General features: G+C 38.9%; 6 protein-coding genes and 1 other annotated feature. All 6 genes read right to left on the reverse strand.

Annotation, left to right across the window (positions count from 1 at the left end):
• Nucleotides 1-21 precede the first annotated feature (21 nt).
• Entirely contained in the window at nt 22-6,036 is a 6,015-nt protein-coding gene (locus QM374_RS01630; protein WP_060955823.1) for an SIALI-17 repeat-containing surface protein, read from the reverse strand.
• Nucleotides 6,037-6,077: 41 nt separating this feature from the next.
• Nucleotides 6,078-11,885: a ZmpA/ZmpB/ZmpC family metallo-endopeptidase gene (locus QM374_RS01635; RefSeq protein ID WP_060955824.1), complete on the reverse strand. Its 5,808-nt coding sequence runs from the start codon at nt 11,883-11,885 to the stop codon at nt 6,078-6,080.
• Between the two features lie 256 nt (nt 11,886-12,141).
• Complete coding sequence (gene rpmA, locus QM374_RS01640) at nt 12,142-12,435, reverse strand: 50S ribosomal protein L27 (protein ID WP_000916509.1); 294 nt, start codon at nt 12,433-12,435, stop codon at nt 12,142-12,144.
• A 16-nt stretch (nt 12,436-12,451) separates the two neighbouring features.
• Complete coding sequence (locus QM374_RS01645) at nt 12,452-12,796, reverse strand: ribosomal-processing cysteine protease Prp (protein WP_000613695.1); 345 nt, start codon at nt 12,794-12,796, stop codon at nt 12,452-12,454.
• Nucleotides 12,797-12,811: 15 nt separating this feature from the next.
• Nucleotides 12,812-13,126 (reverse strand): 50S ribosomal protein L21, encoded by a 315-nt coding sequence (gene rplU, locus QM374_RS01650; RefSeq protein ID WP_000109137.1) that lies wholly within the window; start codon nt 13,124-13,126, stop codon nt 12,812-12,814.
• A gap of 36 nt (nt 13,127-13,162) precedes the next feature.
• Nucleotides 13,163-13,342, reverse strand: a sequence feature (ribosomal protein L21 leader region).
• Between the two features lie 64 nt (nt 13,343-13,406).
• Nucleotides 13,407-14,093, reverse strand: a complete 687-nt coding sequence (locus QM374_RS01655; RefSeq protein ID WP_045763442.1) for a YoaK family protein — start codon at nt 14,091-14,093, stop codon at nt 13,407-13,409.
• Nucleotides 14,094-14,179 lie beyond the last annotated feature (86 nt).

The following is a 14,179-nucleotide window of genomic DNA, read 5'->3' on the forward strand; positions in this document are numbered from 1 at the left end:
GGAGCAAAAAACTTGTCCCTTTTATATTTTAAACAATGGATTTAAGAAACCATCTGTGTTTTGTAATAATTTCTTATAAACTTTCCACTTGAGGCCTTCGGTATGCTTGAAACCACCTTCTTTCAAGTCTTTCTCAACAGCAGTGTTAAATAAGTTTTGAAGTTGAGCGTAAGTTGAAATCTTAGAACCGTCTACTTCAATCTCAACAAAGCCTTTCTGTGCTTTCGCATACACTTCATGATACCAATGTTTCTTCCACTCTTCGAGGTTTTGGAATTGATTATTAGAAACTTTCTTGATAATGAAATCATCACCTAAAAGCCCTTTATTTTCTCTGTTGGCATCACCTTTTAACTTGTTAGAAACATAAGGGATAAAGCCATTCTCATAACCATAGTAACCCCACATACGGAAAGTATTGTGTTTAAAGGAAATAGAACCTACGGTGCTTCGACTCGTATTCCCGCCAAAGATACCTGCCATCATATTGACCGTTTGATAAGCACTATCAAAACCTTCCGTACGGAAGCGACCGTTATTTGGCATACCATGAAGAGTTACAAAGTTATTATCTACCAACTTGTCAATGCTATCAATTGGTAATTTCTTCTCTTCTTCCGTCAAATCACGTAATTTGTCCCACTGGTGTGGTTCTCCAATTAAACGATTTCTATCCGCATTTGTACGCCACTCTTTATCCATCTTCTTGAACCACTTAGAGTTATCAGATAACTTCTGCTTAATAACGGCAGTAGCTTCTAAGTAATCTAACATCATCATAGACTCATTGTAGTTTTTCATATAACTATCAATCTTGTCTCGACTGTCTAACTTAGCTGGATCATAATTGTAGTACTGCTCACCATCATTTTTACGCTCATAAGCCATGTTGATACCCAGAGCTTTATACTCACTATTCGGAGTAGATTTATCAGGGGTTTGTAACATACCTTGAGCAAAGGCTTCTAAGTCAGTACCTTCACGATGCCAATCTCCACCATAGTAAGCCATACGGTCGTTTATGTGAGTTGTTTCATGTGTAAAGGCTGAAATACCAAACTGACTAATCATGTCAGTTACCATGAAGTAAACCTGATCATCTTTCCATGGACGTTCATAAATTTTTGCCATCGCTCCCATCGCTCCGTTAACTTGATGCCAACGATCAGTTGGGCCAAATAGCTCACGAATAGGAGTTGCAACCTTGCCATCTGAACCATAACCACGGCGACTAGCATTCTTAATACCGCTATAATTTTGATTATCCCAAACAGGCGTTGGTACGGAGTTTTGACTCTTCAAGAGCTGATTACGAACTTTTGGTAAAGCTAAACGAGACCAAAAGTCTAAATATCTTTGTTGAGCTTTCGCTACTTTGTTTATCTCCTCTTTGAAAGCATTTCGTTCTTCTTCCGTATTCTTCCCATATTTTTCAAAAGAACTGAATGCCAACGTGTTGTAAGTAGAAATGACAAAAATATGTGCTTTCTTCAAGTTGAGTAACGGTAAAATCATGCGACTATGCACGTCATTGTTCAAACCGTCATAGATACGATGGCGCTTGTCTTTGAAATCCTCTGTAGTCGTCTCAGGCTCAGAAACATAAACGTTCTTTGCAGCATGAATAAACCAGTCATTTAAGTCGGTGTACTTAGTGAATAAACGCATGTTATAGCCTAACAAGCCATTTAATTCACCTTTTCCAATAGTACCACCAATAACTTCACGATAAGCTTCTAAACTTCTATCTCCTTTTAAATTCTTTTCTGCTGAACCTATACGAATCAAGAAATCTAAAATACTTGGTGTTTTACCATAAAAGTCTGGTTTAAACATCATCAAATGCTTAAAGTTCAAGCCATCATAGTCGATACCATAATAACGATTTAGATAAGTCAAGGCTAATATAATCTTAGCTTTATTATCTTCAACTTTCTTGAGAAGCGCCTTCTCAGCCACTTCATCACTGTTCAGTTGATGGTCTTCATTTTCTAACAAGGACTTCACTAACTTATCTAACGTCTCTCTAACCTCAGCGAAGCTTTCTTCTAGGTATAGAGATGAAGGGTTATTTGTAATAGCTTTAACCTCAGCAGAGTCTAAAGCAACAGAACTCAACTTCTCTTTAACTTTCGTAATCAAGGAATCTCTGTTCTTATAAACCATATTAGGAGTGTAAACTACACCTAAACCATCTACATTATATTCTTTGACTTGTTTTACCTTAGAGTCCGAAACCGCAGATACCCCAAATTCTTCTTTGGTTCCATCGGCATAGTGAATCATGATTTTATCCACACTTGATAAATCAGTGACAAATTGCCCTGCTTTCATACCTGTTACAGACAGAACAGTTTTCTTAACAAGATTGGAATCATCTGTTAACTTATTCCCTTGGTTTATAATCCACTCTTTGTTATAAAATGGTTGCAGTTTTTCCAAGTTTCGATAAGCTAGGTTTCTTGTTTCTTGGTAGTCCTGAATCGCTTTATATTCAGAATCTCTATCAACAATACGATTTAACTTGTTTACAACTGGATCTTGAATAGCGAAGGTATTCGCAGTAATCCCCATATTAGCGATTTTGGCGTCTGCTTCGGCTTGAGAGATACCAGTAATACGATTTGAATGCTTGTAGGAAGATAAACCACTTGCAACACCATTTACATAATTTACACGTTTGATATTATCTAATCCAAAATATTGGTCATTATCATTCAAGGCTGATGAACCATAGACAATTTCACCATTATTTACTTTAAGCATTGTTACGACGTCTTCAATAACCCCCCAGTTAAAGTTGTTATGAATTACAGCTCCACTTTCGCCATGCTGAATCAAATTCATAGTACCTTTTATTACAGCATTTCGGAGAAATCCTTTTTTACCTACTGTCATCGAGTCAATACCATGATCTAGTTTACCAATTAAACCACCATATTTAGATTTATTGGCACTAATCTTAGCATCAACGTAAGCTTTATCAACGTTACTTATCCAACTTTCGCTGACAAGTCCACCAGACCACCAGCCTTTATCTCCAAGACTGTTAATCTTGCCAATAAAAGCTACATTGCGCATATTAGCTTCATCTAACTTATTAACAGCACCGGTTACATCGTTATTTCCTGTTACTGAACCTACTACTTTGATATTCTCAAGTGTAGACTTCTTAAACATATTACCAATAGGTGCAACTTTATCAGCCCAAGGCATATTGATATTTACATTACCTAAGTTAAAGTTTTTGAGTGTAGCACCTTCAGCCTCATTAAACAAAGGTCTTTCTAAGTTATGAATCGTGTACTGATGATTCTCTACACTTGATAAAGTACCTCTAAACTTAGCCATAACATAAGCTTTACCTGCTGGCTTAACGTTAACTGCATTCAAATCTGCACCAAGTTTAAACTCACCGGTAGGATTTGCTTGCATGTCTTTTGCTAAATCATGGAAGTTGTAATAAACCTTATCCTCGGTAGCCCTCGGTTTTTCAAGATAATAAGTGTAAGTATCTCTTAACTTACCGTCTTTATCACGTTGAACTAAGTCAGGTGCTTTTGCCGTTATCTTGTAAAGCTGCTTACCTTCCTCAATGACCTCTTCAATCTTATCAATTGCTAAACGAGTCACTTTGTTTTCTCTGGAGGTTACTTTTAAGTAATAGTTGTTAAAATCACTTGGAAGAGAAGTTAAATAACTACTATCGCTTTCGATACCGCTCTTATCTACTTGTATTAGACTTGTGTTTGCAATATCTTTCAACTCAACTTTCTTTAAATCTAAGCGTAAAGGTTTATCTTCCAAAGTCGATACTTCTGCACCCTTACCTACATCATAAGTCATAGTGGTTGAAATCGTATAATCTTTGTAATAGTCTAAGTTCTCTAATACTTGAGATAAGTTATCGGTTTTTAAATCAAGCGTTTTTACAATTTTTCCACCTTCTTTGATAGTCGCTACAATGCGTGTAATTGTAGCATTGTCTTGATTTTCTAGATTGTAGTTAATTGTAGCAGACTTAGCTAAAACATCCTTAGATACAGTGGTCAGAGTCAAAACAGGAGCCGTTTTTTCTTTGAGCTTTTCTTTGGTACCTTTTACAAGAATTTCAGGCTTCATTTCTTTCAAAATAGTTACTGTTTCAACTGGGTCACTGATTTTTTTGCCATGTAACTCTTCATAGCTAGTAACAATTTGACGTTCGCCATCCTCACCAACTTGTTTAATAGAATCATCACCTATAAATTTGCTAGAATCAGATTCTTCTGTGATAGTTTTAGGAATAGTCTCTGTACGAATATCAGTATGTAAAGCAGGAAGCTCTTCTCTCTCTGGAGCAACGTCAGGAACTGTAGCTAGTGGATCGGTATACTCTGAGATTTCAATAACCGGCGGATCAATTAAGTTTCCTGTTTCATCTACTCCTGTTGTACCTACAGATTCCGTGTATTCTGACTTCTCGGACTTGGGTGCTTCGTCTGGAACTGTGCCTACCGGTTCAGTGTATGCTGGTTTTTCATGAACTTCTGGCTCACCTTTTTCAGTCACAACAGCTTCGGGTAATGCCGGTTGAACTTCCGGTTCGCCTTTGTCAGTCACAACAGCTTCGGGTAATGCCGGTTGAACTTCTGGTTTTCCTTTATCAGTCACAACAGCTTCTGGTAATGCTGGTTGAACTTCCGGTTCGCCTTTGTCAGTTACAACAGCTTCTGGTAATGCTGGTTGAACTTCCGGTTCGCCTTTGTCAGTTACAACAGCTTCTGGTAATGCTGGTTGAACTTCCGGTTCGCCTTTGTCAGTCACAACAGCTTCGGGTAATGCCGGTTGAACTTCCGGTTCCACTTTATCAGTTACAACAGCTTCGGGTAACGCTGGTTGAACTTCCGGTTCACCTTTATCAGTTACAACAGCTTCGGGTAACGCTGGTTGAACTTCCGGTTCACCTTTATCAGTTACAACAGCTTCGGGTAATGCCGGTTGAACTTCCGGTTCGCCTTTGTCAATCACAACAGCTTCGGGTAACGCTGGTTGAACTTCCGGTTCGCCTTTGTCAGTCACAACAGCTTCGGGTAATGCCGGTTGAACTTCCGGCTCGCCTTTGTCAGTCACAATAGCTTCCGGCAACGCTGGTTGAACTTCAGGTTCTACAAGGTTTGTACCTATTGGTTGCGTATAGTCAGGCTTCTCATACTTAGGAGCATCGTCTGGGACTGTGCCTACTGGTGCAGTGTACTCTGGTTTCTCTGATTTAGGTGCTTCGTCAGGCACTGTACCCACTGGTTTAGTGTATTCTGGTTTCTCAGCTTTAGGTGCTTCGTCAGGCACTGTGCCAACTGGTTTAGTATATTCTGGTTTGTCTGCTTTAGGTGCTTCGTCAGGAACCATCCCCACAGGTTGAGTGTATCCTGGTTTTTCATGAACTTCGGGCTCAACCAGATTACCACCAACTGGTGCTGTATGTTCTGGTTTTTCTGCTTTAGGCGCTTCATTAGGGATACTTTGAATTTCAGATACTGGAACATTTTTTGTCCCCTCAGCTTTATGTTGAATTTCTGAGATTGCATCATCATCAAGAGGTAAGTATCCAATATAACGATATCCAGCAATTTGAACTACTCCTTCATTACTTGGAGCTTTCAAAGGATTGCTTATATCGAGAGCTTGCATACTAGAAAGACTAATCAGTCCGATAGTAGTAACTAAGAACAAACTACTAACTTTTTTCTTTTTATGAACCAAAAGGACTAAACTACCAACAGCTAATAGCCCTAAAGCTGTAAGCACAGAAGTCGATGAACCTGTTGCAGGAAGAGCTTCCTGCTGATAAATAAGAGCATAAGTTACCTCATTATCAGTAGGAATTCCTGCTTGAATCTTTCTTTGTTCTTCCTTTGTAAGAGCGCTTTTTTCAATGTAATGATAGGTAGAAGCATGAATGACTGACGGTGCAACTAAGATACTTCCGAGTAAAACTGAACCAACAATCCCACAGATTTTTCGGATTGAAAACCGTTCTTTTTTAAATAATGACAAGCGTAATCACCTTCTTTAATTTTATTTCCTAATAGTAAACACTATTTTTTATTTTCAAAAATTGAACTTCTAAAATCATCAGTTTGATTTAGATAGGCCTTAAACACTGCTCTCTTTAACTTATGAACTGCACTATCATATTCTGGATTATAGTTGTCCCAAGAATAACGATTCTCATCTGCATCCTTACGGACAGCTTCGTCCATTAATCGCTGCAGTTCTTCTACACTATGAATCGTCTTTCTTGCAAAACTTGCCCAAGATTTAGTTGGATCGTTGAAGGTCACCTTTTTCAAGTTTCCAAACTGACCCACCCGTTCTTGGTACATAGCTGTCTTAAATTCTGCCCAAGTTTTATACTTACCTTCAAATACCTTTTCCAAAACAAGATCATCTGTCACCAATCCTCGTTCTTTACCATAAAGATTGATAGTTTTCCCTTGTTGTTTAGCAACTTCCTCGTATTGGTTTGAGATATAAGGTACCATTCCATCCTTAAAACCTTTGGCAGCCAAAAGTTCATAAGCTATCCTACGTCCCATCAAATCACCCGGAGTTCCCTTACTGCTCAGAGCCGAATAGATTGGGGCGAAGAGTTTAATCGTATAGTAACCGTTTCTTTCATATTCCCCAGACTTATATTCACGAGCTGACAAGATATTATTTTTAATTAAACTATCAAAGGTAGTCAATTTTTTGGCATCTTCTTCTGTCAGATTTTGTACAACGTTAGTAGCGTAAACCTCATTTCCATCTGCAGGATCTTTCACGTATTTATTCTCGATTTTTCTCAGAGCCGTCATTTTCTGATAAGCATCTAACTGTTTCACAATAGATTGCCCTTCGAGATATTCCAACATGTAAACGACATCAAACATATTGTGGACGTAGTTCTGAAGATCTGCTGCGTCATTAAATCTTGTAGTTGGATCAAGTACTTGCAATCGCTGGCCTTCTGTACTATCTGATGTTTTATGTTTCAAGATAGAGTTGATGGTAATGGTTGCATCACTTGGTTGATCAGGAGCTTGCAATAAGCCTTTTGCGAAGAACTCCGGTCCTAAGCCACTTCTTCGACCATAGCCACCAAGGTAAATATCCTGATCTGAATCATGTGTCATCTCATGGGTATAGGTGATAGCTCCATCCTTATCTAACATACGATAGGACATATAGTAAACGCCATCTCCAGTTGCATAAGCACCATGGTGATTGTGAACTACTTTATTCCCCACTGGACCAAAGAAATTCTTCATCGCCGGATTGGTACTATCAAACTGAGCCTCAACTGTAGCTTTTCCAGATGTTGTATCATCTCCAAACTTATAGGCATCATAAAGTAAAATTGTACGATAGAGCTTTTCACGTCCTTCTTTATCTAAAATACGATACCAATAATCATAGTGATCTCGCTGACGTTTGGCTGTTTCACGCGCATTATCTTCAACAAACTTATTGAGTTCATCTCCAGCCTTATAATCGCTGTTGCGGTAGCGATCGTAAGCGCCAAATCCTAGGCTAGACAAGGTTGAGATGACAAATACAGATCTTTCTGGCAAGGTAAGGAGAGGCAAGACCATATTGCGATATTTCCAAGTACTACTAGTAATTCTGTCATAAACACCGATAGAATACTTAGTCCCTGCTTGCTCTTGCTTGGCTTTGACCTCTGCAATAGTGGATTTTTCTTCGACAATGAAAGCTTTGGTCTGTTTTTTAAACCAGTCATTATTGCTAGTGTTTGGTAAAAAGACTTTTCGGTAATTTTCTAGCGTGCTAAACAAATCTGTCGTTCCATGATGGCTGGCAAGACTGATAGCATAAGTATCGACATTGTTTTTAGCAAGAAGATTGTTAAAGCCAGATTTACCTAACTCAATCAGAGTATCTAATGGTGAAGTATTTCCTTTACCAAAGAAGTCTGGACGATACATCACCAGGTCTTTGACATTCACTTGACCATAGCTAAAGTTATACCAACGTTCTAAATAAGTTAAACCGAGTAGCAAGGCTTCCTTATTGTTCTTGATTTTATCTACAAGATAGCCTCTGGTAACTGGGTTGTCACCAGCAAGTCCAGCATCTGCTGACAAGAGTTTTTTCAAACTGTTTGCCAAATTTTGTTTTGTTTTGACGAACTGGTCTTCCAGATAGAGCTCAGTTTGCTTGACATCTGGAGAAATTCCGAGTGTCTTTCTGATGGCATCCGACTTATAGTCAACCTTTTGTAAGTCAGGTAAGACTTGCTTAATGATAGAGTCTTGGTCATACAAGAATTGATTTGGAGTGTAGAGGAGTCCTGTATCCCCTAAACTATATTCTGCTAGCTTGGCAAAATCAGTCTGGTACTTGAGATCGAGCTTCTCAGATGAATGGTCCTGATAGTGAAGCAAGAGTTTATTTGCAGTCTGTTTGTTAGAAACAATATCTGTGATTACTTGGTCATCCTTCATCATAACTGCGGACAAGAGTTCTTTTTGATATAAGAGACTGTTCTCCTTAACCAGGTTTCCGTATTTCACGATGGTCGCCTTGTTATAGAAAGGTAACAATTTTTCAATGTTCTTATAAACCAAAGCACGGTTAGCTTGATAATGGGCTACCTTAGAAAAATCACTTTCTTTACTACCACTTGTTGAAAGGGGCTCCATTGTTGGAGGAGTGAGAGGATTGATTTCTGCTTTTTTATTAGTCACTTCAGAAGCATCTAACATTGTTCCTCTTTCTTCAAAGGATTCTTTGCTGACGACTTCATCCCTAACCAAGGTGACATTGTATACTCTGTTCGCCTTGCTGCTGAATGTGTCCTTCACCTTCATGTCATTATAGTGGTAACCGGTAATGGCATTTCCGTTGGTTACATTGACATCACTGAGAACATTGGTCAAGCTTCCAGCATGCCGTTCCTCACCAGAAGTTCGATCCCACAAATATCCAGCCACACCCGCAACTCTACCAAAGTGCTTGACATTGTTGATATCACCTTCAGCATAGCTATCCTGTATATGCGCATCTTGATCTACTAGACCTGCAAGCCCACCAACAGTCTGATCTGAACTATTGGTGTTGGATGAAATGGCTACTGTCGCTTTTGATTTAGCAATAGACGCATTTTTTCCTGTTAAATGACCGGCCAGACCGCCAATATTGTAGGCATCAGTTGTTTCATAGGTATTGACAATTCTTCCCTTGAAACTACTCTCTGTGATGCTTGATTGGTCTGCCTTAGCCAACAAACCACCGATACCACGTTCTCCAGCCAGAACACCATCGACATGAACTTGCTTAATTTTTGTGTTATTCTGAGCTTCATTTGCCAGTGAACCGATATCATCTTTCCCTGAAATAGTAACATTTTTTAGACTCAGTTTTTCTACTGTAGCACCACTCAAGTTTTCAAACAGAGGTTTTTTCAAGTTATAAATACCATACTTCTTACCATCTTTTTCTCCAATCAACTGACCAGTAAAGGTTCCCTTGATATAGGATTTATCATCAGGACTAAGCTCCACTTCGTTAGCATTCAGGCTAGCTGCTAAATGATAGGTTCCAGAGAGATTTTGGTTTATAGCTTTGACCAGATTACTAAAGGAAGTAAAGTTTGTCTTTTCCTCTGTAGCCTTCTTGGAAAGATAGAAGCTGAAATTGTCGACATATTTATTGTTCTGCTCTTGCTGGAGTTTCTCAGCCTTAGCTGTAATTTTATAAACTGACTGACCATTTCTTTCCTCTTGAGTTATTGAGGAGACTGGTAGATAGATATCTTTAAATGCCGAAGATTTTACCTTGACAAAGTAATTATCCGTATTCTTTGGAATTCCATCCAATGAGATATGTTGTTTATAAGTCCCATTCGTCTGGCTGTACAACTCAATATCCGAAACATTTCTTAATTCGAGTGTTTTTTCTGGATCCTGCTCTTTCGTTTTTTCAGTCGGAATATCTGGCTTTACTTGATCAATATCACCAGTGTATTCTGGAAGTGGGGCTACCTGTTCAGGCTCCCCTTTGCCACTTACAACAGCTTCTGGCAACGCTGATTGGACTGCAGGTTCGCCTTTATCAGTAACAACAGCTTCTGGTAATTCAGGCTGAACTTCAGGTTCACCTTTATCAGTAACAACTGCTTCTGGCAATTCAGGTTGAACTTCCGGTTCTCCTTTATCGCTTACAACTGCTTCTGGTAACTCTGGCTGGATCGCTGGATCGCCTTTGTCACTTACAACTGCTTCGGGTAATTCAGGTTGAACTTCTGGTTCGCCTTTGTCACTTACTAAAGCTTCTGGTAACTCTGGCTGAATTGCAGGCTCACCCTTATCAGTCACGACTGCTTCTGGTAACGCAGGTTGAACTTCCGGCTCACCTTTGTCAGTCACAACTGCTTCTGGTAAGGCGGGTTGGACTGCTGGTTCTCCTTTATCGCTTACAACTGCTTCTGGCAATTCAGGTTGAACTTCCGGTTTGTCTTTATCGGTTACAACTGCTTCTGGCAATTCAGGTTGAACTTCCGGTTCTCCTTTATCAGTAACAACTGCTTCTGGCAAGGCGGGTTGAACTTCCGGCTCACCTTTGTCAGTTACAACCGCTTCGGGTAACGCAGGTTGAACTTCAGGTACGCCTTTATCACTTACAACAGCCTCTGGCAAGGCGGGTTGGACTGCAGGCTCACCCTTGTCACTTACTACTGCTTCTGGTAACGTTGGTTGAACTTCAGATTCGCCTTTGTCACTTACAACTGCTTCGGGTAATTCTGGCTGGACCGCTGGTTCGCCCTGGTCAGTTACTACTGCTTCTGGTAACGTTGGTTGAACTTCAGATTCGCCTTTGTCACTTACAACTGCTTCTGGTAACGCAGGTTGAACTTCCGGTACGCCTTTATCACTTACCACAGCTTCTGGCAAGGCGGGTTGGACTGCAGCCTCCCCTTTATCAGATACAACTGCTTCTGGTAACTCTGGCTGGATCGCTGGCTCCCCCTTGTCGGTTACCAGAGTTCCAGCTTGTACATCCTTATGTTTGGCTAATTGTTCTTGAGAATCTGAAGATTGTTTCTCTTTTTTTGTTGGATTGGTTAATTCTGTAGAAAGAGGTTTTTCAACTACTTGAACTTCTGTCGGCTTAGTTGAAGAAACAGGTGTTTGTTCCTGAATAGCTTGTACTGTTGATGGATTCTCTACAAAATTCGGTGTAACATTATAATCCACCTTTTGTTGTTTTGTAGGAGTGGCTGCTGATTTTTCTTGATTATTTACTATAGACTCAGAAGTTATGTTTTCCTCTTTGATATATCCGATATATGTGTAACCAGAAATGTCTTTAGGAAGAGGTAATTTTTCTCCTGAGGTTAATTCATAGTCAGTATTGTAATTTAGCAAAAGATTATTTTCTAAAGCATGAGCTGAAACTAAGACACCATTTCCTATCCCTGCAACCAATACTAAATGTAATACTGTTTTATTCTTAACTTTTTTCTTAGAAACGGCAAAAATTAAAATCCCCAGAGCCGCTAAGCTAGCACCAGCAACTAGGGTTTGCATATCATTCTTACTTCCAGTATTTGGTAAGTCTCCCAGTTGATTTTGGGAATTTAATTTATAAACAAGATAATAAGTCTCATCATCATTCTCCATGTATGTCGGAATGTCATAGACAAGATGCTTCTTTTCTTCTGATGATAGCTCTGACTCTGTCACATATTTATAGTGAACACCTTTAGTCTCTTGAGCCTCTACAGATGAGCTAGCTAATACAGACATAAAAAATAAACTTGAAATCGTTGCAGATACAAGTCCTACTGATAATTTTCTAAATGAAAAACGCTGCTGTTTTTCACCAAAATACTTTTCCATTATTCCTCCTTGAAATAAAATTTTAAAAATATGCAAGCTAAACTTTATTATATTAGCTTGTTATCTTATAAAAAGGTAACACACTTTGATTATACTCTTAATTTACCAAAAAGTCTTAAAATTGAGATGCGCTTTCATACTTTGTTTTATATATAAAATACGAATGAACAGGGTTTTAATTTCTTATATTCTTTTTGGATAAAAAAATAGGCTCTCCGAAAACTCGGAAAGCCTTATTTAATGCTACTTAGAGCGATTATTTTGCGATTGGGTAAACAGAAACTTGTTTTTTATCGCGACCTTTACGTTCAAAGCGTACTACGCCTTCAACTTTAGCGAACAAAGTATCGTCTCCACCACGTCCAACGTTTACACCTGGATAGATGTGTGTACCACGTTGACGGTAAAGGATTGATCCACCTGTTACAGTTTGTCCGTCAGCTGCTTTAGCTCCAAGACGTTTTGCTTGTGAATCGCGTCCGTTTGATGTAGAACCTCCACCTTTTTTGTGGGCGAAAAGTTGCAAGTTGTTAAGAGTCATTTTTAACATAATGTTTTCCTCCGTGTTAGTTTTCTGTGATAACTCTGGTTTGGACGAACTCAGAAGAGTCCTCCGATAAGGTTGCCATACCTAAGAAAAATGATTCAAAAAATAACTGCGTCATTTCTCTCTGGTGTGAAGGAAGGTCTCTAGGAATTTCAACCATCAGATAGCCACCTTCATCTTCGTTTAATTCTAAGATTGGTTCATAGCCTGCAAATTTCTCAATCGAATTGATAAAGTTAATGGCAAGCGTAGAAACCGATGCACACACGACATCAAAGCCGTATTCGCCACTCTCGGCGTGTCCAGTAATTTCCGCACTCCTCAGCTCGCCATCTTCGGCTCTCTCAAAGACTGCTTGTATCATGTGTTCTCCTTAAAATTAAGCGTTGATTGCGTTGATGACAACTTTTGTATATGGTTGACGGTGACCTTGTTTACGGTGGCTACCTTTTTTAGGTTTGTACTTGTAAGTAACAACTTTCTTTTGTTTTCCTTGTTTTTCAACAGTTCCAACTACAGTAGCTCCAGCAACAAGTGGAGTTCCGACAACAGTGTTTTCACCACCAACAAGAACAACTTCGTTAAAAGTAACTTCTTGACCAGCTTCAACGTTCAATTTTTCAACGTAGATTGCTTGACCAACTTCAACTTTAACTTGTTTTCCGCCAGTTTTGATAATTGCGTATGTGCTCATTATGCACCTCCTATGATTTTTTGGGGTTTCCCCATATTTTTTGTGAAGACTCGCCTAGCATCGTGGGACGAACCACTTAAAAGAAGAGCTCTAAGTATAACAAAGAATAAACTAGGAATTGAGCCGAAGACATAACTTATGTTAGGCAAGGCGATAATGACGAAGTTTAAATTTGTTATACGACGAGCAACGATGTTCGTGCGGTTGCACAGGATCGTGCATAGTCAACTCTTCAAGTATAGCATGATTCCTAGTTCTTGACAAGTATTTATCATCGAATTTAAACTTTTTCTCTTATTTTTTTCCTCCAAGATGCAAAAAGCATACTTAAATAAAAAATACTCATCATGATTGGAATCCCTAAAATTGTTTTTTCTTCATAAAAAATACTCAGATAAGCTGATACAACAACCCCAAGTACAAAACTCGACAGCAAGCTAACAAAGATGAGACCTTCTCTTAAAAAAGGTGTATGTTTTGTGCGAACATATTCACCAAATGCTAACATGGTTCGTTTGATATTTCCAGTCATAAAAGCATTGTTGTATGCAATTCCTGAAACTTCACCGAATGCTGTTGTAACCAGACCCATACAAAATGCTAACGGTGGTACTATGTATATATTATCAACCGTCAAGGGAACAAATCCTATAATCAAAGATAAAATTGCTAGTGGAACAAGGGATAAAATTGGTTTTCTTACAATCCTCAACTTTTCTTTATAGACTGTCAAGAGGAAGACACCCACCATGAAGGAAATCAAGGTCATTACCTTGGCGCTGGCATCTGAAACATTGTCCTGAATGAGACCAACGGAAAGGAAAACGACATTCCCCGTTTGGCCTGCAACTAGAGTATTCCCACGTATGATAAAGGTATAGGCATCTACATAACCCGCACAAAAAGTCAAAAAAAGCGCCAATCTTTTTGAATGACGAGAAATTTTTCTCATAGGTAATAATCTCATACTACACTCCTATTTTTTCTGAATCTATTGTACCATTTTTTGAGGAAAATTCGAAGTGTCAAATAAAAGAATTGTCTCCCTTTGGC

This window comes from Streptococcus infantis (genome assembly GCF_047465525.1).
GTDB lineage: Bacteria > Bacillota > Bacilli > Lactobacillales > Streptococcaceae > Streptococcus > Streptococcus infantis_R.

Bases quoted from the DNA above. Each gene is read 5' to 3' on its own strand.
- QM374_RS01635 (WP_060955824.1), bottom strand. From the start codon at position 11,885: ATGGAAAAGTATTTTGGTGAAAAACAGCAGCGTTTTTCATTTAGAAAA.
- rpmA (WP_000916509.1), bottom strand. From the start codon at position 12,435: ATGTTAAAAATGACTCTTAACAACTTGCAACTTTTCGCCCACAAAAAA.
- QM374_RS01645 (WP_000613695.1), bottom strand. From the start codon at position 12,796: ATGATACAAGCAGTCTTTGAGAGAGCCGAAGATGGCGAGCTGAGGAGT.
- rplU (WP_000109137.1), bottom strand. From the start codon at position 13,126: ATGAGCACATACGCAATTATCAAAACTGGCGGAAAACAAGTTAAAGTT.
- QM374_RS01655 (WP_045763442.1), bottom strand. From the start codon at position 14,093: ATGAGATTATTACCTATGAGAAAAATTTCTCGTCATTCAAAAAGATTG.